At 64.3% G+C, this 19,580-nt stretch carries 22 protein-coding genes; 13 read left to right on the top strand and 9 right to left on the bottom strand.

Annotated elements, in window-relative coordinates; genetic code table 11:
• Positions 1–6 precede the first annotated feature (6 nt).
• From zwf to AC0L3H_RS13910, 4 genes are all read left to right on the top strand, one after another.
• Positions 7–1,383 carry a glucose-6-phosphate dehydrogenase gene (gene zwf, locus AC0L3H_RS13925; protein ID WP_473585829.1) on the top strand — a complete coding sequence of 459 codons (1,377 nt, stop codon included), beginning with the start codon at positions 7–9 and terminating at the stop codon, positions 1,381–1,383.
• A gap of 16 nt (positions 1,384–1,399) precedes the next feature.
• Positions 1,400–2,104, top strand: a complete 705-nt coding sequence (locus AC0L3H_RS13920; RefSeq protein ID WP_473585828.1) for an ROK family protein — start codon at positions 1,400–1,402, stop codon at positions 2,102–2,104.
• Between the two features lie 147 nt (positions 2,105–2,251).
• A complete protein-coding gene (locus tag AC0L3H_RS13915; protein WP_023800548.1) occupies positions 2,252–2,713 on the top strand; it encodes a Ros/MucR family transcriptional regulator in 462 nt (153 codons plus the stop codon).
• 300 nt (positions 2,714–3,013) lie between these two features.
• Positions 3,014–4,255, top strand: a complete 1,242-nt coding sequence (locus AC0L3H_RS13910) for an MFS transporter (protein ID WP_091592269.1) — start codon at positions 3,014–3,016, stop codon at positions 4,253–4,255.
• Positions 4,256–4,292: 37 nt separating this feature from the next.
• Here the strand turns inward: AC0L3H_RS13910 and AC0L3H_RS13905 are convergent, their stop codons facing one another.
• The 6 genes from AC0L3H_RS13905 to hemC form a co-directional block, all read right to left on the bottom strand.
• The gene (locus AC0L3H_RS13905; protein ID WP_287218882.1) at positions 4,293–5,009 is read right to left on the bottom strand and encodes a glutamine amidotransferase; all 717 of its coding nucleotides are present in this window, start codon (positions 5,007–5,009) and stop codon (positions 4,293–4,295) included.
• Positions 5,010–5,021: 12 nt separating this feature from the next.
• Positions 5,022–5,501 (bottom strand): tellurite resistance TerB family protein, encoded by a 480-nt coding sequence (locus tag AC0L3H_RS13900; protein WP_287218885.1) that lies wholly within the window; start codon positions 5,499–5,501, stop codon positions 5,022–5,024.
• Between the two features lie 64 nt (positions 5,502–5,565).
• The gene (locus tag AC0L3H_RS13895) at positions 5,566–7,167 is read right to left on the bottom strand and encodes a heme biosynthesis HemY N-terminal domain-containing protein (RefSeq protein WP_473585827.1); all 1,602 of its coding nucleotides are present in this window, start codon (positions 7,165–7,167) and stop codon (positions 5,566–5,568) included.
• Positions 7,168–7,177: 10 nt separating this feature from the next.
• Positions 7,178–8,671 (bottom strand): COG4223 family protein, encoded by a 1,494-nt coding sequence (locus AC0L3H_RS13890; protein WP_473585826.1) that lies wholly within the window; start codon positions 8,669–8,671, stop codon positions 7,178–7,180.
• 91 nt (positions 8,672–8,762) lie between these two features.
• Positions 8,763–9,479: a uroporphyrinogen-III synthase gene (locus AC0L3H_RS13885; protein ID WP_473585825.1), complete on the bottom strand. Its 717-nt coding sequence runs from the start codon at positions 9,477–9,479 to the stop codon at positions 8,763–8,765.
• Position 9,480: 1 nt separating this feature from the next.
• Positions 9,481–10,407 (bottom strand): hydroxymethylbilane synthase, encoded by a 927-nt coding sequence (gene hemC, locus AC0L3H_RS13880; protein WP_473585824.1) that lies wholly within the window; start codon positions 10,405–10,407, stop codon positions 9,481–9,483.
• Between the two features lie 232 nt (positions 10,408–10,639).
• Between hemC and tsaD the strand changes: the two genes are divergently transcribed.
• The 6 genes from tsaD to AC0L3H_RS13850 all read left to right on the top strand — a co-directional run bounded on the left by tsaD (position 10,640) and on the right by AC0L3H_RS13850 (position 14,814).
• Positions 10,640–11,725, top strand: a complete 1,086-nt coding sequence (tsaD, locus tag AC0L3H_RS13875; protein ID WP_473585884.1) for a tRNA (adenosine(37)-N6)-threonylcarbamoyltransferase complex transferase subunit TsaD — start codon at positions 10,640–10,642, stop codon at positions 11,723–11,725.
• Positions 11,722–12,732, top strand: a complete 1,011-nt coding sequence (locus AC0L3H_RS13870) for an NAD(P)H-dependent glycerol-3-phosphate dehydrogenase (RefSeq protein ID WP_473585823.1) — start codon at positions 11,722–11,724, stop codon at positions 12,730–12,732. Before tsaD ends, AC0L3H_RS13870 begins: the two co-directional genes overlap by 4 nt.
• A gap of 25 nt (positions 12,733–12,757) precedes the next feature.
• Positions 12,758–13,054, top strand: coding sequence for a YciI-like protein (locus AC0L3H_RS13865; RefSeq protein ID WP_128168672.1), 297 nt, complete (start codon positions 12,758–12,760; stop codon positions 13,052–13,054).
• A 124-nt stretch (positions 13,055–13,178) separates the two neighbouring features.
• Complete coding sequence (locus AC0L3H_RS13860) at positions 13,179–13,604, top strand: EVE domain-containing protein (protein ID WP_027154811.1); 426 nt, start codon at positions 13,179–13,181, stop codon at positions 13,602–13,604.
• 53 nt (positions 13,605–13,657) lie between these two features.
• Complete coding sequence (locus tag AC0L3H_RS13855) at positions 13,658–14,257, top strand: class I SAM-dependent methyltransferase (RefSeq protein WP_287059049.1); 600 nt, start codon at positions 13,658–13,660, stop codon at positions 14,255–14,257.
• 134 nt (positions 14,258–14,391) lie between these two features.
• A complete protein-coding gene (locus tag AC0L3H_RS13850; RefSeq protein WP_473492581.1) occupies positions 14,392–14,814 on the top strand; it encodes a DUF1761 domain-containing protein in 423 nt (140 codons plus the stop codon).
• Positions 14,815–14,874: 60 nt separating this feature from the next.
• Here AC0L3H_RS13850 and gcvA read toward each other — a convergent pair whose 3' ends face one another.
• Positions 14,875–15,810, bottom strand: a complete 936-nt coding sequence (gcvA, locus tag AC0L3H_RS13845) for a transcriptional regulator GcvA (RefSeq protein WP_287218903.1) — start codon at positions 15,808–15,810, stop codon at positions 14,875–14,877.
• A gap of 164 nt (positions 15,811–15,974) precedes the next feature.
• On the opposite strand from gcvA, the gene AC0L3H_RS13840 reads away from it, so the two are divergent.
• Entirely contained in the window at positions 15,975–16,226 is a 252-nt protein-coding gene (locus AC0L3H_RS13840) for a hypothetical protein (RefSeq protein WP_473585822.1), read from the top strand.
• Between the two features lie 117 nt (positions 16,227–16,343).
• Here the strand turns inward: AC0L3H_RS13840 and AC0L3H_RS13835 are convergent, their stop codons facing one another.
• Positions 16,344–16,940, bottom strand: coding sequence for a L,D-transpeptidase family protein (locus AC0L3H_RS13835; RefSeq protein WP_027155920.1), 597 nt, complete (start codon positions 16,938–16,940; stop codon positions 16,344–16,346).
• Between the two features lie 84 nt (positions 16,941–17,024).
• Here AC0L3H_RS13835 and AC0L3H_RS13830 point away from each other — a divergent pair, with 84 nt between their 5' ends.
• Both AC0L3H_RS13830 and AC0L3H_RS13825 read left to right on the top strand, forming a co-directional pair.
• On the top strand, positions 17,025–17,708 hold the full coding sequence (locus tag AC0L3H_RS13830; protein ID WP_027155919.1) for a response regulator transcription factor: 684 nt from the start codon (positions 17,025–17,027) through the stop codon (positions 17,706–17,708).
• A gap of 232 nt (positions 17,709–17,940) precedes the next feature.
• Positions 17,941–18,396 (top strand): cyclic nucleotide-binding domain-containing protein, encoded by a 456-nt coding sequence (locus tag AC0L3H_RS13825; protein WP_023800566.1) that lies wholly within the window; start codon positions 17,941–17,943, stop codon positions 18,394–18,396.
• Positions 18,397–18,595: 199 nt separating this feature from the next.
• On the opposite strand, the gene AC0L3H_RS13820 is transcribed toward AC0L3H_RS13825, so the two are convergent.
• Positions 18,596–19,402, bottom strand: a complete 807-nt coding sequence (locus AC0L3H_RS13820; RefSeq protein WP_027155918.1) for an exodeoxyribonuclease III — start codon at positions 19,400–19,402, stop codon at positions 18,596–18,598.
• Positions 19,403–19,580: the final 178 nt, after the last annotated feature.

Below are 19,580 nucleotides of genomic sequence, written 5' to 3'. Positions count from 1 at the left end.
ACGCTCATGAACCAGGAACGGTCCGACACGCTGGTGCTTTTCGGGGCGACCGGCGACCTCGCCCACAAAAAAATCTTCCCGGCACTTTATGCCATGGTCGCCAAGGGAACGCTCACCGAACCGGTGATCGGCGTCGCTTTCGACGCCTGGGACCTGAAGCAGTTGCAAGCGCGGGCCCGCGACGGCATCGCCAAGGCCATTGGCAAGGTCGACGAAAAGATCTTTGCGAAACTTGCTTCGCTGCTTCGCTATGTCAGCGGCGACTACCGCAGCGCCGCGACCTTCGAGAAGCTGAAAAGCGCGCTCGGAACCGCACAGCACCCGCTGCACTATCTGGCGGTGCCGCCGACCATGTTCGAGACGGTCATCCAGGGCCTGGAACAGTCGGGCGCGGCCCAGGGCGCGCGCCTGATGGTGGAAAAGCCGTTCGGTCACGATCTGCAATCGGCGCGCTGGCTGAACCGGGTCCTGCATCTGGTGTTCGACGAGCAGTCGATCTTTCGCATCGACCATTATCTCGGCAAGGAGGCGATCCAGAATCTGCTCTATTTCCGCTTCGCCAATTCCTTTCTCGAGCCGATCTGGAACCGCAATTTCGTCGAGAGCGTGCAGATCACCATGGCCGAGGATTTCGGCGTCGAAGGCCGCGGCCGCTTCTACGACGAGGTCGGCTGCATCCGCGACGTCATCGAGAACCATCTGCTCAACATCCTGCTGCTGCTGGCCATGGAGCCACCCGTTGGCCGCTCGGCCGACGATCTGATCGACGAGAAGGTGCAGGTGCTGCGGGCGATCCGGACGCTGACCAGTGACGATGTCGTGCGCGGCCAGTTCAAAGGCTATCTCAGCGAGCCGGGCGTCGCGCCGAATTCGCCGGTCGAGACCTTCGCGGCGGTGCGTTTCTTCGTCGACACCTGGCGCTGGCGCGACGTGCCCTTCTTCATCCGCGCCGGCAAATGCATGCCGGTGCACGCCACCGAGGTCATCGTGCGTTTGAAGCGGCCGCCGCTTGACGTCTTCGACCCGATCAAACCCGGAGATGCGAATCACGTCCGTTTCCGCATCGACCCGCAGGTGGCGATCTCGATCGGCGCCCAGCGCAAGGCCGCTGGTGACGACATGATCGGCGAGCAGGTCGAACTCACCGCGCTCGACGACAGCAAGGGCGACATGCCGCCCTATGAGCGGCTGATCGGCGACGCCATCAACGGCAACGGCCAGTTGTTCACTCGCCAGGATGCCAGCGAGCTTGCCTGGCGGATCGTCGGCCCGGTGCTCGGCGATACCACGCCGCCACACCTCTATGAGCCGGGAGCATGGGGTCCCGCCGAGGCGATGGCCGGGTTCGGACCGCCGAACGGCTGGATCAACCCGGCGAAATGAACTCGAAAGCGACGCAATGGCCAAGGCGGCGAAAAAGCAAGCACCGGACAGCGAAAAGATCGTGCTTGCGATCGATATCGGCGGCTCCCATGTGAAGATACTCACCAGCGCCGGCGGCGAGGAGCGCAGAGCCGATTCCGGGCCCTGCCTGACGCCGCAGCAAATGATCGCCGTCGTGCAGACGCTCGCCGATGGCTTGCCCTACGATGTCGTGTCGATCGGTTATCCCGGCCCGGTGCACCACAACAGGCCACTGGCCGACCCCGCCAATCTCGGCAAGGGTTGGGTCGGATTTGACTTCGCAACGCAGTTCGGCAAGCCGGTGAAGCTGGTCAACGACGCGCTGATGCAAGCCGTCGGCAGCTATGAAGGCGGGCGCATGCTGTTCCTGGGTCTCGGAACCGGACTCGGTGCTGCGATGATCCTCGACAACGTCGCCCAGCCGATGGAGCTCGCGCATCTTCCCTACAAGAAGGGCAGCAGCTTCGAGGACTATGTCGGCGAACGCGGCCTTGAAAAGCGCGGCAAGAAGAAATGGCGCAAACACGTTTTCGACGTCGTCGAGCGGCTGCGCGCCGCCCTTCAGCCTGACTATGTGATCATCGGCGGCGGCAATGTCGACAAACTCGACGAATTGCCTGCCGGTTGCGAGCGTGGCGACAACACACGCGCCTTCGAAGGGGGATTTCGACTGTGGCGCGACAAATCCCTGATTGTCTGATATTATAGCGGTTCGAGGCCAAACCTGTTGATCTGGCCCGGCCGTTAGTATTGTTATTCAAAATAATGTGTAGCGTGGTGCGGCGTCATTGCGTTATGCAGATTTGCCGACTAGGAATTCTGCGACCCCACTAACGGAGAAAATAGATTGACCGACGACAGCAACAAAGCCCGCAAGGACATCGACCTTCTCGAGCTGACCGCTCACATCGTGTCCGCTTACGTCGAGAAGAACCGCTTGCCCGCTTCCGGCCTCGGCGATCTCATCGCCAGCGTCAGCGCGTCGATAGGTGGGCTCGGCCAGCCCGCCGTTCCGGTCGCAGCACCGCTGATCCCGGCGGTCAATCCCAAGAAATCGGTGACGCCGGATTACATCATCTGCCTCGAAGACGGCAAGAAGTTCAAATCCCTGAAGCGCCATATCGGCGTTCATTTCGGACTGACGCCGGATGCCTACCGCGCCAAATGGGGCTTGCCGGCTGACTATCCGATGGTCGCCCCGACCTATGCAGCCTCGCGCTCGCAGTTGGCGAAGGCGATCGGCCTTGGCCGCAAGGCCGCCCCGCCGGCGCCGGTCAAGAAGACCAGGAAGCCAAAGGCCACGGTCTGACGCGCTCGAAGCCGCCCTTGACGCTCGAGATTGGCGAAAGCCGCCGCGACGTAATCTCCCCCCTTGAGGGGGAGATGTCCGGCAGGACAAGAGGGGCGCGCGGGGAGAACTCGACCTGCGCGCCTAATAACCCTTCCACCTCCGCCGAGCTGTGCAATTAGCATGGTAGCCGGAAATCCTTGATCCAGAGCCGATTTTTGCGCGCGCCTCGCACCGAACTGCGTTAAAAGCGCTGTGGTCGGACCAGCGCCCTCGTGGAAGTGCCCCGCCGGCCGACTTCCTTGCCACGGGGCCTGTTTCATGACACCCGAACCTCACGCACCGCCCGACCGGCGCTATGCCGCCTTCCGGCACAAACCCTTCCTGAGCTATTGGGCGGCACGCTTCCTCGCCACATTCGCCACCCAGATCGTGTCCGTCGCCGTCGGCTGGCAGGTCTACGACCTGACCCGCGATCCGTTCGATCTCGGCCTTGTCGGCATTGTCCAGTTCCTGCCTTCGCTGCTGCTGGTGCTGATCACCGGGGTGGTCGCTGACCGTTTCGGCCGCCGCCTGATCATGGCGCTGATGGTGCTGCTGGAGGCGATCTGCGCGCTGGCCCTGCTGCTGCTGACGCTGCGCGGTCTTAGCGGACCGGGATTGATCTTCGGCGTGCTCGCCATGTTCGGCATCGCGCGCGCCTTCTTCGGACCGGCCGCGGCGTCGCTGTTCGCCAACCTCGTGCCGCCGGAGGATTTCGGCAACGCGATCGCCTGGAATTCGTCCGCCTGGCAGACGGCGACCATCGTCGGACCGGTCGCCGGCGGCCTGCTCTACGGGCTCTCGGCGCAAGCGGCATACGGCACCGCTGCCGTTCTGATGTTTGTCGCCGCGGTGCTGGTCTTCACCATCCCCAAGCCTGCCCAGCGCAGCGAGACCGACCGGCCGACGATGCAGACCCTGTTTGCCGGCTTCGGCTATATCTGGAGCGAGAAGATCGTGCTCGGCGCCATTTCGCTCGATTTGTTCGCCGTGCTTTTGTCCGGCGCCACGGCGCTGCTGCCGGTCTATGCGCGCGACATCCTCGAACTCGGCCCTTGGGGCCTGGGACTGTTGCGTTCGGCGCCGGGCATCGGCGCCATCTGCGTTGCCATCTGGCTTGCCGGACACCCGATCCGCAACCATGCCGGCGTGGTCATGCTCGGCTTCGTCGCGCTGTTCGGCGCCTTCACGGTGCTGTTCGGCCTATCCACCATCACCTGGCTGTCGATCGCAGCGCTCGCCTTGCTCGGCGCCGCCGACATGTTCAGCGTCTATATCAGAGAGACGCTGATCCAGCTGTGGACGCCGGACAAGGTTCGCGGCCGCGTCAACGCCGTCAATCAGGTTTTCGTCGGCGCCTCCAACGAGCTCGGCGAATTCCGCGCCGGCACCATGGCGGCATTGATCGGCACCGTGCCCGCGGTGGTGATCGGCGGCGTCGGCGCAGTCGTTGTCGCCGGGCTGTGGGCGGTGCTGTTCCCGCAGTTGCGCAAGGTGCGCCACCTCAACGGGCGAAACTGATCCCAGGGCGCACTGATCCGGGCAAAACTTGATCAGATCAGGACAGCGCCGGCTTGCCGAAGATCGTCTGCAGGAATTCGCCGAGCCAGCGCTTGAGATGCATGTCCCAGATCAGCCGGCCGCCGAGATGATCGCGACCGGGCTGCGCGCCGGGCAACTCGAAGCGATGCGCGCCGCGAACGACCCAGCGCTGCATCATCGCCCTTGTCAATTCGCCATGGAACTGGATGCCCCAGGCATTGTCGCCATAACGAAAGGCCTGGTTTGGATAGGTTTCGGCCGTCGCCAGCAGCGTCGCGTCCTTCGGCAGCGAAAAGCCCTCGCGGTGAAACTGATAGACCATCTCGGGCCAGCGCATCAGCTTCTTGCCGTCCTCGGTCGCTGTCAGCGGATACCAGCCGATCTCGACCAGCCCCTCGCCATGACCCTCGACCTTGCCGCCAAGATGGTTGACCAGCATCTGCGCGCCGAGGCAGATGCCGAGCAAGGGCCGGTTCTCCCGGAGCGGAACTTTCAGCCAATCGGTCTCACGGCGGACGAAATCGTCCTCGTCATTGGCGCTCATCGGCCCGCCGAACACCACGGTTCCGGCATGACCGTCCAGTGTTTCCGGCAAGGCGTCGCCGAGCGGCGGGCAGCGGAGATCGAGGTCGAAGCCTTCTTCGATAAGCATGTGGCCGACGCGCCCGGGGCTCGAACTCTCCTGATGCAGCACGATCAGGATTTTTGGTCTCGGCCTCGGCGTGGATGGCATGGGGAATCCCGTCTATTCGTCGCTCGATGTTCCAGCCGCGCCCGGCACTTCGGCGGCCGCCTTGCGGCGTGCCTCGACGCGGTCTTGGCGTTCGACATCCATCAGCTCGGCGACGCGCCAGACGATATTGTCCTCGAGCTCGTGCAATTCGCCATCGGCATAGACGATTTCCCACATCAGGCCGATGAAGGCTTTTCGCGCGTCCGGATCGAGCTGACGCTTCAAAACGCTGGTGAAGGCGTAGAGGTCGATCGCCTCATTGTCGGCCCGCTCGCCGGCAGCGGCAAGCGCGTCGAGCTCGTCGCCGCTGATCGAATAGCTTTCCGCCAGCACCGCCTTGAACCGCTCCCATTCGGCATCCTGGCGCACGCCGTCGGCACTCATCACATGGTAGAGAAGGGCGGATGCGGCAACGCGCGGATCATCGGCGTTGTTGCGGGCGCGGCCGTCTCCCGGCAGGTCCTTCAGAAACGACAGAACGCGTTCGAACATGTGGTTCCTACTTCCCATCCGCCAAAACTTTCAAGCTCAGCCAAACTTTTCAAGCTCAGCCAAATCAAAACAATCGAAACCTGCGTGGTGATTTTTGCTCTTCGTTGTCCGGATCGACGCCGGGATCGTCGGGCAGCCGAGCCATTTCCTCCGCCGGTTCGGCAGCGTCGCCATCCGGCGGCACTGCGGCAGACGCCGTGGCGGTGACCGGCGCAACATCGTCTTCGCCAGTTTCCGATGCCGCCGCGGCGGTCGGCCTTTCGGCCGAACCAGCGGGGTTCAGCTCGATCACATTTTCCTTTGCCGGCTTCGTTGGCGCCGCAATTGTCGGCACCGCGGCGGCCGGCGCATCCTCGTCACTGTCGATGAGCTGGCCGAGCCGCTCCATCGGCGCACGCCACTCGAAGGCGTCGAGCTTGCCGGTGATCGGCGACACCGGCGCCCAGCGTTCGGAAACGACGCCGTCGGCGACCCAGGCCGGATCGCGCGGTGCACGCACTGCCTTGGACAAAAGCTGCCGCACCTTGCCCTGATCGCCGGTCTCGGCCTCCTCGATGTCGGCCAGAAGCAGATAGGCGCCTTCGCGGCGATCCATGCGGATAGCCGCCTCGGCCTCTTTGCGGGCGGTTGAAAAGTCCTGCGCGTCGAGCGCGGCGCGCGCCACCGCCAGCGACGATTCGGCGTGGTTCTTCTTCATCTCCTGCAGCTTCTTCGCCCGGTTCAGCCGGTCGAGCACGGCATCGCCTGGCCGGGCGTGGGTGTAAAGCTCGGCGATCTCTGGATGCGGCTCGGCTTTCCACGCCGTTTCGAGGATCTTCGCGCCCTTGCGCACGTCATTCTGTCTGAACAGCAGTTTGGCTGCGTTCACCGCCGCCGGCGCGAAATCCGGCCGCAGCCGGTTGGCCTCCAGAGCAGCGGTTTTGGCGGCATTGGGATCGCTGTCGATCAGCCCCTGCGCCTTAGCGGTGAGCAGCACGGCGCGACGCCGGTTGGCGGCATCGCGCTCGATCTGCCGCGTCGATTTCTGCGCCTCGACCAGTTTCAGCGCGCCGTCCCAGTCGCCGCGCCCGGTCAGGTCTTCCAGCGTCGATTCGGCGGCCCAGGCTAACTGCGGCGCCATCGCCGCGGCGCGGCCGGCGTAGTGCCGCGCCGCGTTGCGGTCGCCGAGGCGTTCGGCCTCGAGATAAAGCCCGCGCAGGCCGAGCAGCCGCATTTCGGGATCGTCGAGCATGGTCTCGAACTTTTCGCGGGCACCCTCATGGTCGCCTTCGAGCAGCGAGGCTTGCGCCTCCAGCAATTGGATCAGCGGCTCCTGGTCGGAGCGGATCAGCTTTGCCGCTTCCTTGGTCTTCTTGCGGGCGAGCGCCCCGTCACCGGCGCCGGCGGCAATCATGCCCGTCGACAGCGCCTGATAGCCACGATCGCGACGGCGCACGCGGAAATAGCGCGAGATGGTATAGGGGCTGTTCCACAGCGCCTTGAGCAGCCACCAGGCGATCATCACCGCGGCAACCACGGCAACGACCGCCACCGCCGCCACCATCAGGCTGACCTGGTATTGGTAGCCGCTGAAGGTGACGACCATCTCGCCCGGCCGGTCGGCCAGCCAGGCGAAACCCAGCCCGAGCGCGAAAACCACGACTAGGAAAAGCAGAATGCGAATCATCGGGTTTCCCTCACGCCTTCATCGCACTGGCGATCAACGCGTCGACCTGCTTCTCGACCTCGATTCGCGCCTTCAGTTTGCCGGCAAATTCGGCGCCGGCAGCCTTCACCGCCTCGGGCAGCGTATCGTATTCGCTGAGCGCCTTGGCGTAATCGCCCTGATTGACCGCTACCTCCATGCGGGCGACGGCTTCCGGTGCGCCAGCGCCTTCGACGGCACCAATCGGCCTGACCCTGACCAGCGATTGCGCGCTCGACAGCAGGCTTTGCAGGAAGCCGGCATTCTGGTCGACGGGCTCGGAGGCAGCGACCATGGCATTGGCGGCGGCAGGCATTTCGGTTGCGATCTCCGACCGGGTCGGAACGCCCTTTTCGGCGTAGGCACGCAAGGCTGCGATCTCTGGAGCATCCGGCGAAATCGCCGTAAAGGTTTCGAGTTCGGCGGCGAATGGCGCGCCACGGTCGAGTGCTGCCTTCAGCGCCGATGCGGCGATGGCGAGCGCAACCTTGGGCTGCCCGGCCTGTGCCTCGACCTTGTCGGAAAGCTGCGACACCGACTGTTCCAGCGCCGCAAGCCGGCCGTCCTGTGCCTTCGCCGTCTCGCCGGCGGATTTCACCGCCGCGTCGAGCCCGGCCAGCTTTTCGTTGAGCGGTCCGAGATCGACCGGCGCCGTGTTGCCGGTCTGGCCAAGCGCCGCAACAGCCGTCTCGATCTGCCTGACCTTGTCGCCGAGGGCTGCAAGCCCGGCTGTGTCGCCTGCTCCGCCCTGCTCGATGGCCGATTTCAGCGCCGCGACATCCGTCTTGACCTGATCCAGCGCTGACGACAGCCCGTCCACCTTGGCCGTGGCGTCATTGTTGCCGGCTGTTTCCTTGAGTCCGGCAATCTCGCTCTTCAGCGCAGCGATTTCGCTATTGACGCCATCGAGCGACACGCCGCCCGAGGACAAATCGCCAGCCCCTGGCGCGCCGAGCAGGCCGGCATACTGCAGCCCTCCGGCGGCAGCCAGCGCGATGACGCCGCCGATAATGCCGGCGGCGATGCCGTTGATGCCGCCACGCTTCGGCTGTGCTGCCATATCTTCAGTCCCTGTCTGGGTTTCCTTCGCCGCGTCCGCGGCGCCCGCCTTGGCCGAAGCGTCCTTGGCCGATGCGTCGTCGAAACTGTAGTCGAAGCCCCGCTTCGCCGATGCCTCCAAGCCGGCCGGATAAGTCGGTTTGGGGCCTTCGGGACCTTTGGCGTCGCCCTCTGCCGGCTGTTCCGAGCCGGCCGGCGGGGCCGCTTCGGCATGTTCCCACGGCTCGATGTCGGTCTGGTCGGCATGGACGGGTTCTTCAGGCGCTTCTGGCTGCGACGCGCTTGCCGCCTCCTCCGCCTTCGCCTCGTCGGTCCGCCCGTTGGCGGCATCCTCGTCGGCAACACGCGAGACAGCGCCGGGCTCGAGCTCGATGGTCACCGGCTCGCGACGGCTTTTCGAATGCCGCATCTTCGGCGTCTTGACCATGCTTGGGCTCCGCAAATTTCGCTTCGGGATGGTTCAGAAAGGGTCTAGCACATCACCAAGCGGTGAAAAGGGGCGGCGTGATGACACGGGGTCAAGGCGACGTCCGCAAAAGCTCCAGCAGCGCCTCCTCGCTGGGCTCCGGCGCAACGCGGAGCTTTTCTGAGGCAACAGTCTCCAAGGCTGCGGCGATACGTCCGGACAGCGCAAAAAAACATGTCTTTTTAAACAGCTCACGCAGCGCCGGCCGCCCAGCCAGTGCCTGCAGCGCTGTGGCGGCCTTGGCCGAATAGAGCAGCACTGCCTCGACGGGCAGGCCGGACAAGCGCGCAAGAACGGCCCCATCGGAATAATCCAGCGCGACAGTGTCATAGGTCTCGACGGCGCGAACCTGAACGCCTGCCGACTGCAGCCGCTGCTCGAAACCCGAATAACGCACCCGCCCGCACAAATAGACGATGGTTTGTCCGGCGTAATCGCCAGCCAGCGCATCCGCCAGCGCCTCGGCATCGCCCGGCCCTTCGCTGACCGACAGAACCCCGGCCGCACGGGCGGCCTGCGCTGTCCGTCTGCCGACGGCATGGCAAGGCAAACCGGCGAGCGCCGCGCTGATTTCTTTCGGCGCATGGCGCACGGCATTGGCGCTGGTGACGGCAACGGCCGCGGCATTGGCTGCGACCCTGTCCGGATCAACCGGCAGCGCCACCGTTTCGGTCAGCGGCAGCAGGATCGGCTTAAAACCCACGTCCTCGAGCCGCTGTGCCGTGCGCGAGGCGCCCGGCTCCGGCCTCGTCACCAGGACGCGACGCATGTCAGGCCCAGCCGTCGAAGAATTTTTCGCCGGCCTTGGCCCGCACGGTCCTGGCAGCTTCGTCGCCGATGCGCGCGGCATCCTGCGCCGGGCCTTCCGCCTTGACCTCATGGGATTGCGCGCCGTCCGGCGAGATGATCAGCCCGCCGAAGAACACCGTTTCGGCCGATATTGTCGCATGGCCGGCAATCGGCGTGCGGCAGGAACCGTCGAGCGCCGCCAGGAAAGCCCGTTCGCAGGCCAGCGCCTGCCCGGTCGGCACGTCGTGGACTGCCGTCAGCATCCTTTCCACATCGAGATCGCCGATGCGGCTTTCGATGCAGATCGCGCCTTGCCCCGGCGCCGGCGGAAAGCTGTCGAGCGGCATCAGGTCGGTGATGACATCTTCGAGCCCGAGCCGCTTCAGCCCGGCATAGGCAAGGATGGTGCCGTCGGCGACGCCCTCGTCGAGCTTGCGCAGCCGCGTCTGCACATTGCCGCGGAACATCACCACGTCGAGATCCGGCCGCATCCGCCGGATCAGCGCCTGACGCCGGAGCGACGACGAACCGACCTTCGCGCCGTGCGGCAATCCGGCGATCGTTTTGGCCGCCTTGCCGACGAAGGCGTCGCGGGCATCCTCGCGCGGCAGGAAGGCAGACAGTTCCAGCCCGTCGGGCAACACCGTCGGCATGTCCTTCGACGAATGCACGGCGATGTCGATGCGGCGCGCCAGCAGCGCCTCCTCGATTTCCTTGGTGAACAGCCCCTTGCCGCCGGATTCCGACAGCGGCCGGTCCTGGATGCGATCGCCGCTGGTCGAGATGACGACCACCTCGAATGCCTCAACCGGCATGCCGTGAGCGGCCATCAGCCGCGCCTGCGTTTCATGCGCCTGCGCCAGCGCCAGCGGGCTGCCGCGTGTTCCGATTCTCAAGGTTGTTTGCATGGCGCGCTGTCCGTGATAACCGGCAGATAGAGGTCTGTTGAGATTCAGGTCAGGCCGAGCCGAAAATGGTGGTTTCCGAGAACCGGAGCGGAGCGTACTTTGAGTACGTGAGCACCGGAAGCGCAGGAACCCGCCATTTGCAGGCCGGTATCACCTGAATATCAACAGACCTTGGGCTTTCTCCTAACGGGGAAAGCCTGGTTGCACAATCTCCAGGGATGGCAACGAATTGATCCGCGTTCTGGGCATTGAGACGAGTTGTGACGAGACCGCCGCCAGCGTCGTAGCGCTGGACGGCGGCGGCGCGCCGAAAATCCTGTCCGGTATCGTGCTCAGCCAGATCGAAGAGCATGCCGCCTTCGGCGGCGTCGTCCCGGAAATCGCCGCGCGCGCCCATGTCGAGGCGCTGGACGGCATCATCGAGGCCGCGCTTGCCGATTCAGGCGTCGATCTCGCCGATATCGACGCGATCGCTGCGACCGCCGGCCCCGGCCTCGTCGGCGGTCTGATCGTCGGGCTGATGACGGCCAAGGCGATTGCAGCCGCGGCGAACAAGCCGCTGATTGCCATCAACCACCTCGAAGGCCATGCGCTGACCGCGCGGCTGACCGACGGGCTCGACTTTCCCTATCTGTTGCTGCTGGTGTCCGGCGGCCACACGCAGATCGTCGCGGTGCGTGGCGTTGGCGACTACCAGCGCTGGGCGACGACCATCGACGATGCGCTCGGCGAAGCTTTTGACAAGACGGCCAAGATGCTCGGCCTGCCCTATCCAGGCGGGCCGAATGTCGAGAAGGCGGCGGCGACCGGCGACGCCGCGCGCTTCGCCTTCCCGCGGCCGATGAAGGGCTCGGCGCAGCCCGATTTTTCCTTTTCCGGGCTGAAGACCGCCCTGCGCCAGGCAGCGACGGCCATTGCCCCTTTGAGCGACCAGGACGTCGCCGACATCTGCGCCTCCTTCCAGGCGGCGGTTGCGGATGCGCTGGATGACCGTGTTTCGAGGGCGCTGAACCGTTTCCGCCAGGAGTTTCCGAGCGAGCTGAAGCCTGCGCTCGTCGTTGCAGGCGGTGTTGCCGCCAACCGGACGATCAAGACCACACTCGAAGCCCTGTGCGAGAAGGCCGGATTTGCCTTCGTCGCGCCGCCGCTCAAGCTTTGCACCGACAATGCGGCGATGATCGCCTGGGCCGGCATCGAGCGGCTGCGCGCCGGCATATCGGGTGAAAACACCGCTGATTTCGTGCCGCGTTCGCGCTGGCCGCTGGACAGCATCTCGGCTCCGATGGTCGGCTCGGGCCGGCGCGGAGCCAAGGCGTGAGCGGCAGCGGGCACAAGGTACCAAGCGGCTGGCGCATTGCCGTGCTCGGCGGCGGTGCCTGGGGCACGGCGCTGGCGCTGGCCATGCTGCGCGCCGGTCATTTCGTCCGCCTCTATGCGCGCGACCCGGAGACCGTCGCCGCGATCGACCGTGGCGAAAATCCGCGCTATCTGCCGGGCATCGCGCTCCAGGCCGGCATCGTGGCAACGAGCAACATCGAGGCTGCGCTCGACGGCGCCGACTGCGTTCTGGCGGTGGCGCCGGCGCAGTCGCTGCGCGCCATGCTGGCCACCGCGAAAGCCCATATGCCGAAGGACGTCCCGCTGGTCCTCTGCGCCAAGGGCATCGAGCGCGACACCGGCGCATTGCTGTCGGCGATCGCTGGAGAGATCCTGCCTAAAAATCCGGTCGCCGCCTTGTCCGGGCCGAGCTTCGCCACTGACGTCGCCAGGGGGCTGCCGACGGCCGTGGTGGTCGCCGCCGGCAATGAGGGTCTGGCGGCCGACCTGGCCGCGCGCTTTTCGGCGCAGAATCTGCGCTGCTATTCGAGCGACGACCTCATCGGCGTAGAGATCGGCGGCGCGCTGAAGAACGTCTTCGCCATTGCCGCCGGTGCGGTCACCGGCGCCGAGCTCGGCGCCAGCGCCCAGGCCGCAATGGTGACGCGCGGCTTTGTCGAATTGCGCCGCATCGGCGCCGCCTTCGGCGCGAGGCCGGAAACGCTGATGGGACTTTCCGGTCTCGGCGACCTGTTGCTCACCTGCTCGTCCGCCCAGTCGCGCAATTTCGCCTACGGGCTGGCGCTGGGGCAAGGCAAGCCGCTTGCCGGGCTGCCACTGGCCGAAGGGGTGCCGACGGCGGCGATCGCCGCCCGCATCGTCACCGAGCGCAACATCGACGCGCCGATCATCACCGCCGTCGCCGCCATACTGGACGGCACGATCACCATCCGCCAGGCTGTGTCGGCGCTGATGACAAGGCCGCTGAAGACCGAAACCGACGTGTAATGTTGAACAATCCGGAGATGGAAAGATGCTGTTTGCGCTGATTTGCAAGGACAAGCCTGGAAGCCTGCAGGTGCGGCTCGATACGCGGCCCGAGCATGTTGCCTTTTTGGAGGGACTGAACGGCGATAACAAGCTGGCCTTCGCCGGTCCGTTCCTCGATGCCGACGGCAAGCCGAACGGCAGCCTCGTCGTGGTTGAGGCGCCCGATCTGGAGGCGGCAGAAGCGCTATCGGCGGCAGACCCCTTTGCCAGGGCAGGGCTGTTCGAAAGCGTCGAAATCCGGCAATGGAATTGGACCTTCAACAAGCCAGTGAGTGCATGACTCCGAAAATCGGAATCGATTTTCGGAAAGGATCATGCGCAAAATCAAAGTGCTACAGCGTCCTTTGCGCGTCTGAAAGACGCGCGGCGCTGCAGCTGATCTCCAGCCGCGGAGGAGCAAAAAAATGAACTACTGGCTGTTCAAATCCGAACCCTCGGTCTTCTCCTTCGAGGACCTCAAGGCGAAGGGCAAGGCCGGCACGCAATGGGACGGCGTGCGCAACTATGCGGCGCGCAACAACATGAAGGCGATGCAGATCGGCGATCTCGGCTTCTTCTACCATTCCAACGACGGGCTCGACGTGGTCGGCATCGTCGAGGTCTGCGCGCTGGCCCATCAGGACACCACTACTGACGATCCGCGCTGGGAATGTGTCGATATCCGCGCCGTCAAGGATGTGCCGAAGCCGGTGACGCTGGAGCAGGTCAAGGCCAACCCCAAGCTTGCCGAGATGGCGCTGGTCCGACTCGGACGGCTTTCCGTGCAGCCGGTGACGCCGGCCGAATGGAAAGAGGTCTGCCGCATGGGCGACCTAACGCCGGCGCCGTGACGGCGCTGACGCCAAACAGCGCGAGAAACTTCATCCTCGACAACACGGCGCTGATGGCACCGCCGCATGTGCCGGAGATGCTGCTGCATCTGGCCGACGAGGCGCATGATCTGTGGCAGCGGACAGAGGACGAACTGGCCGAAATCGGTCTGCCGCCGCCTTTCTGGGCCTTCGCCTGGGCCGGCGGCCAGGGCCTTGCCCGCTACATCCTCGACAATCCGTCTGATGTGCAGGGCAAGCGCGTGCTCGACTTTGCCTCCGGTTCCGGCCTTGTCGCCATTGCGGCAGTGAAGGCCGGCGCGGCAGAGGTGATCGCCGCCGACATCGACCCGTTCTGCGCGACCGCGATCCGCCTCAACGCCGAGGCCAATGGCGTCGGGATAATGTTTCTTGGCACCGACTGCATCGGAACCGATGCGGGCTGGGATGTGGTCCTGGCCGGTGACGTCTTCTACGACAAATCCTTCGCCGACCGGCTGAAGCCATGGTTCGCGACGCTCAAGGCGCGTGGAGCCGACATCCTCGTCGGCGATCCCGGCCGCTCCTATCTGCCGAAAGCTGGACTGGAGCCGCTCGCCGTCTACGAGGTGGCGGTAACCCGGGCGCTGGAAGACGCGCTGGTCAAACGCACCACCGTCTGGCGGTTTTCTTGACGGCATCGCCGAACAGGCGTTCCATCACGCTTCGATTTTGAGAATACACATGCCGTTGTCCCAAAACCGCTGGGCACCCCCGGCTCGGGCCCCGGGGGCATGCTTTTGAGCGACATGCTTCCGGGGAGGAAATCATGGATTTTTCAGCAGTGAACTGGCTGGCAGTGATCGTTCCCGCGGTGGTGGCGTGGTTGTTCGGCGCTGCCTGGTACATGGGCCTGAGCAAGCAGTGGCTAAAGGCCACCAGGCTTGATCCGGCGACCATGAGTAAATCGCCGCTGCCCTTCGTAATCAGCTTCGTCGCGGAAATTGTCATGGCGCTCGTCATGTCTCTGATCGTCGCAGCGATGACCGGTGGCGAACCGAGCCTCGTTGCCGGGCTCGTCTTCGGCTTCGTTCTCTGGTTCGGATTCGTCGCCACGACGCTATCCGTCAATCATCGCTACCAAGGGTTCGACTGGGACTTGACCATCATCGACTGCGGCCACTGGCTCGGCGTGCTGCTTATCATCGGCGCGGTGATCGGTTGGTTCGGCGCGGCGGATGTCGCGGGCTGACGCTGCCGCCATGAAAATAGGTCGACGACTGCCAGCTGATCACTCAGGGCGACCTGAAGCTCATCCAAGCGTCGGCTCCGGCTGCGGGTTGTGAACTTCGTTGAGGAGCCAATCCCTGAACGCCACGATCCTGGGATCATTGGCGGATGCGACGGGATAGACCAGGAAGTAGGCGAAGTCGGGCGGAACCTTGATGCCAAGTTCGAAGGGCCGGATCAGCCGGCCCTCGGAAAGGTCGCTCGCCACCATGGCAAAATCGGCGAGCGCAACGGCATTGCCGTCGAGCGCGGCCTGAACGGCGTCGGTCGAGGTGCCGAACACGATCGTCCGGCTGTCGTCGAAATCGTCGACGCCGGCCGCCGCCATCCACATCCGCCAGTTTGGCCAGGTCACGCCCTGTCGCGCCCACTCGATGTGGGCGAGCGTGTGATGGAAGAGATCGCGTGGCTCGCGCAGCGGCGGGCCGGAGGCCAGCAGGCTGGGGCTGCACACAGGGATGATGATGTTGTCGAACAGCCGGTGGGTGCAAAGGCCGGGATATTTTCCCGCGCCGAAACGGATGCCGACATCGACGTCGTCCAGGTCGAAATCGCGCAATTCAGAGGCAATGTCGAAGCGGAGCTCGATGCCCGGTCGCTGCTTGCGAAAATCATCGACGCGTCGCATCAGCCATTTTGTCGCGAACTGGGCGTCGAGTGTCACTTTCAGCAACGCCGTTCCACGCGCCAGCTTGTGCGCCCGTGAGACGGCGCGGCCAAGCAGGTCGAGCGCGTCGGTCGAGGCCTCGAACAGCACCGCGCCCGCCTCGGTCAGCCGGATGGTGCGGCTGGTGCGCGTGAACAGCACGATGCCGAGCTGATCCTCGATCTCCTTGATCTGGTGGCTGACCGCGGCCGGGGTCAGGCCAAGTTCGTCCGCGGCGCGGGTGAAATTGAGGTGCCGGGCGGCTGCTTCCAGCGTCCTCAGTGCACGGGTTCCTGGCAGCAGGCGCGCCATCAGAATAGGACGAGGAGAGGCCGGTCGAGCATTTTCAATCCTCAAACAAAACTTGAAGATGCAGAGAAAACTACTCGTTTCTCGTTTTAATTTCAATCAGTCATGATGTGACCATCGAACAAGCATCAAACCGGACTTGATGTCCGGAGAAGCCGGATTGCACCATGTCTCACATCGTCTTGAGTCCTGTAACCATCCGCCCGGCCTGGCTGCGCGCGGTGTCTGATTGGTTCCGCCATGCAAAAATGGCGGTCAACCTCCCGCCCGAGAACGTCGACGACCTTTCGGACCGGCAATTGCGCGACATCGGCGCCGAGCGCAAGGATGTCGCGCGCGCGATGGACCGGGAACTCGGCCGCTTGGGTCTGCTCGACATCGGCTGGCAGAGGAATAGGGCAGTAGGCAGTAGGCAGTAGGCAGTAGGCAGTAGGCAAAGAAAAAGGCAAGTGGGCGCGCCTGCGCAACCCTACTGACACTTTCTTCCTGCCCTACTGCCCTACTGCCCTACTGCCTACTGCCTACTCCCTACTCCCTCACCTCACCACCCTCATCACCGTGCGGTCCGACAGCAGCGGCAACAGCCGGGCCATCGTGCGTGCTGTCACCGCGACGCAGCCTTGCGTCGGTGTGAAGTCGGGGCGGGCCAAATGAAAGAAGATGGCGCTGCCGCGTCCGCGGCGACGTGGCGCAATGTTCCAGTCGAGCACCAGGCAGGCGTCATAAAGGCGGTCGGCGCGCAGCATCCGCTCGTGGCTGGCGCCATAGGGAATCTTGACCGGACGGTTGTAGTTGCGGTCCTCAGGCACTTCGCACCAGCCAAGATCGCGACCGATCGGCGCCATCGCCAGCCGGGTTTTGCGGCCGCCGGGAAAATGATCGTTACGGAAATATCCCGACAGTATCCGCATCGACCCAAGCGGCGTGGCGCCATCGCCTTCGCGCTTGCCGGCCGATATGCCGCCGCGCCCCAGCGCACAGGAAAACACCAGTTTGCCAGCCTGCAGAAGTCCCTGGCTGGGGTGGCCGGGCCTGGCGCGCACGGTGAGAACACGAAGCCCTTTTCGCAAAAATGCGCTCGCCTCATTGCACGCGCGTTTTTTCTTGTATGATCGTGCCACGGAACAAATCATTGTGATCGGCTGTTGTGCCGGTCAGCTTCCGCATAAACAGGCAGCGGTCAACTGAATTTTCTTTTCAAAACAACGGATTGATCCATGACTTCACGCACCATTCTGATCGTCGATGACGATGACGACCTGCGCGGCACGCTCGTCGAGCAATTGTCTCTCTATGAAGAATTCGACGTCCTGCAGGAATCAACCGCCGCCAAAGGCATCGCCACGGCCCGCGGCGGCATCATCGATCTGCTCATCATGGATGTCGGCCTCCCCGACATGGATGGCCGAGAGGCGGTGAAGATACTGCGCAAGGGCGGCTACAAGTCGCCTATCATCATGCTGACGGGACACGACACCGATTCCGACACGATTCTCGGCCTCGAAGCCGGCGCCAACGACTATGTGGTCAAGCCGTTCCGCTTCGCGGTTCTCCTGGCCCGCATCCGTGCCCAGCTTCGCCAGCATGAGCAGAGCGAAGACGCCACCTTTTCGGTCGGCCCCTACACTTTCAAGCCTAGCCAGAAGCTTCTGATCGACCAGCGCGGCGCCAAGGTGCGGCTGACCGAAAAGGAAGCCTCGATCATCAAGTATCTCTATCGCGCCGACCAGAAGGTGGTGACGCGCGACGTGCTGCTTGAGGAAGTGTGGGGCTACAATTCCGGCGTCACCACGCACACGCTGGAAACCCATGTCTATCGACTGCGCCAGAAGATCGAGCGCGATCCTTCCAACGCAGAAATTCTTGTGACAGAAAGTGGTGGCTACAAGCTGGTTCCTTAAACATTTAATCATTCAATCAGCGGTTAGGGGAGGCGCCGCTTTCGGGTACGATCCTGAGACTGGAGGTGGTTCTGGATCGAGCTCGCTGACGCAACGGCCCAAAAACCCGATTCGTTTTTTGGAAAGCCCGATGCGTCGATTTCAAAGCGTTTAGAGCGTCCTTTGCCGCGTCCAAAGGAACGCTCGGCGCTCCAATGGAGGGATTGGACTGGCCGTTCGGGGACACAGCTAGATGGCGTTGGATGACGACATCCGCATCCTGTCCGCCGTGAGGCTCTTCGAGAGCTTCACGGAGGAACAGCTGCGTCTGCTCGCCTTTGGCGCGGAAACCACCAGGCTGCAGGCCGACCACAAGCTCTACCGCGAGGACGACGAGGCCGATTGCGCCTATATCGTGGTCAGCGGGCGCATCGTGCTGTATCGCGAGCAGGATGGCGCCCGCGTCCCGATAGGCACGGCCGGCCCCGGTACGATGCTAAGCGAACTGGCACTGATCGCCGACACCAACCGGCTGACCAGCGCATCCGCCGAGATCGATTCGGAAGTGCTGCGGCTCAGCCGCAAGATGTTCCACCGCATCCTGGAGGAATATCCCGATATCGCGGTCCACCTGCACCAGCGCATCTCCGAGGATTTTCTGGCAATGATCCGCCGCATCGAGAAGCTGGCGCCGCGTTTCGACGACTGAACGGGGATAGGATGTGAGATGGCGAAGCTGCCAATCTCCCCCCTTGTGGGGGAGATGTCCGGCAGGACAGAGGGGCGCTGTCCCGCCGAAATCGCGAGATTCTGCGCTGTCGCGACGCTCAAAAGGAACGGCATGGATCCTCGGGTCTGCGCGGTTCGCTTCGCTCCCGCTCCGCCCGAGGATGACGAAGCCGTGGAGGCTAATCCAGGTCGAACCGCGCTATGACAGGCACATGGTCCGACGGCCGTTGCCAGCCGCGCGCCGGCCGCAGGATCTCATAGCCGGCAAAGCTCGGCACCAGGTTCGGCGACGACCAGACATGGTCGAGCCGCCGGCCGCGATCCGACGCTTGCCAATCCTGCGCGCGATAGCTCCACCAGGTGTAGAGCTTCTGCTCGTAAGGCACGTTGAGCCGCATCAGGTCGACCCAGTCGCCGGCGAGCCGCATCGCCTCGAAATTTTCCGTCTCGACCGGCGTATGGCTGACCACTTTCAGGAGCTGCTTGTGCGACCAGACATCGTGCTCGAGCGGCGCGATGTTGAGGTCACCGACCAGGATCGAGCCGGACACTTCGTCGTGCTCGGCGCGGATGGCGTTCATTTCGGCGACGAAATCCAGCTTGTGCTTGAACTTGCGGTTGATAACGGGGTCGGGCTCGTCGCCGCCGGCCGGAACATAGAAATTGTGCAGCAGGATCGCCTTGCCGCCGGCCCGCACGGTGACCGACAGATGTCGGCAGTCCTCGATCTCGCAGAAGCGGCGCTTTTCGACAATCGCGATCGGCCGGCGCGCCACCGTCGCCACGCCGTGATAGCCCTTCTGGCCGTGGAAGGCGATGTGCTGATAGCCGAGCTTGCGAAACGCCTTCTCGGGAAACAGTTCGTCCGGAACTTTGGTTTCCTGCAGGCAGAGCACGTCCGGTGCCTGTTCGACAAGCAGGCGTTCGACGAGCGGCATGCGCAGGCGGACGGAATTGATGTTCCAGGTCGCGATCGAAAAGGGCATGTTTGGGATTCCGGGACAGTGCAAGGTCCGCCAGATGGCTCCGACGGAAAGTCAATCCCGGAAACTACTGCCAGCCGCGCATCGCAAAAACAAGCCGGGGGGGGGGGGGCGGGGGGCGGCGGGGGGCCCCCCCCCGCCCCCCCCCACCCCCCCCGCGCCCCAGGCCCGCCGGCGGGGG

The organism is Mesorhizobium sp. WSM4816, assembly GCF_055811535.1.
This window is presented reverse-complemented; position numbering and strand designations above follow the sequence as displayed.

What these genes read in the sequence shown, in the direction of transcription:
- AC0L3H_RS13890 (WP_473585826.1), bottom strand. Translation starts at nt 8,671, where the DNA reads ATGGTCAAGACGCCGAAGATGCGGCATTCGAAAAGCCGTCGCGAGCCG.
- hemC (WP_473585824.1), bottom strand. Translation starts at nt 10,407, where the DNA reads ATGCAAACAACCTTGAGAATCGGAACACGCGGCAGCCCGCTGGCGCTG.
- zwf (WP_473585829.1), top strand. Translation starts at nt 7, where the DNA reads ATGAACCAGGAACGGTCCGACACGCTGGTGCTTTTCGGGGCGACCGGC.
- AC0L3H_RS13895 (WP_473585827.1), bottom strand. Translation starts at nt 7,167, where the DNA reads ATGATTCGCATTCTGCTTTTCCTAGTCGTGGTTTTCGCGCTCGGGCTG.
- AC0L3H_RS13905 (WP_287218882.1), bottom strand. Translation starts at nt 5,009, where the DNA reads ATGCCATCCACGCCGAGGCCGAGACCAAAAATCCTGATCGTGCTGCAT.
- AC0L3H_RS13910 (WP_091592269.1), top strand. Translation starts at nt 3,014, where the DNA reads ATGACACCCGAACCTCACGCACCGCCCGACCGGCGCTATGCCGCCTTC.
- AC0L3H_RS13850 (WP_473492581.1), top strand. Translation starts at nt 14,392, where the DNA reads ATGGATTTTTCAGCAGTGAACTGGCTGGCAGTGATCGTTCCCGCGGTG.
- AC0L3H_RS13855 (WP_287059049.1), top strand. Translation starts at nt 13,658, where the DNA reads ATGGCACCGCCGCATGTGCCGGAGATGCTGCTGCATCTGGCCGACGAG.
- AC0L3H_RS13840 (WP_473585822.1), top strand. Translation starts at nt 15,975, where the DNA reads ATGTCTCACATCGTCTTGAGTCCTGTAACCATCCGCCCGGCCTGGCTG.
- AC0L3H_RS13920 (WP_473585828.1), top strand. Translation starts at nt 1,400, where the DNA reads ATGGCCAAGGCGGCGAAAAAGCAAGCACCGGACAGCGAAAAGATCGTG.
- AC0L3H_RS13865 (WP_128168672.1), top strand. Translation starts at nt 12,758, where the DNA reads ATGCTGTTTGCGCTGATTTGCAAGGACAAGCCTGGAAGCCTGCAGGTG.
- AC0L3H_RS13860 (WP_027154811.1), top strand. Translation starts at nt 13,179, where the DNA reads ATGAACTACTGGCTGTTCAAATCCGAACCCTCGGTCTTCTCCTTCGAG.
- AC0L3H_RS13825 (WP_023800566.1), top strand. Translation starts at nt 17,941, where the DNA reads ATGGCGTTGGATGACGACATCCGCATCCTGTCCGCCGTGAGGCTCTTC.
- AC0L3H_RS13885 (WP_473585825.1), bottom strand. Translation starts at nt 9,479, where the DNA reads ATGCGTCGCGTCCTGGTGACGAGGCCGGAGCCGGGCGCCTCGCGCACG.
- AC0L3H_RS13830 (WP_027155919.1), top strand. Translation starts at nt 17,025, where the DNA reads ATGACTTCACGCACCATTCTGATCGTCGATGACGATGACGACCTGCGC.
- AC0L3H_RS13820 (WP_027155918.1), bottom strand. Translation starts at nt 19,402, where the DNA reads ATGCCCTTTTCGATCGCGACCTGGAACATCAATTCCGTCCGCCTGCGC.
- AC0L3H_RS13900 (WP_287218885.1), bottom strand. Translation starts at nt 5,501, where the DNA reads ATGTTCGAACGCGTTCTGTCGTTTCTGAAGGACCTGCCGGGAGACGGC.
- AC0L3H_RS13835 (WP_027155920.1), bottom strand. Translation starts at nt 16,940, where the DNA reads ATGATTTGTTCCGTGGCACGATCATACAAGAAAAAACGCGCGTGCAAT.
- gcvA (WP_287218903.1), bottom strand. Translation starts at nt 15,810, where the DNA reads ATGGCGCGCCTGCTGCCAGGAACCCGTGCACTGAGGACGCTGGAAGCA.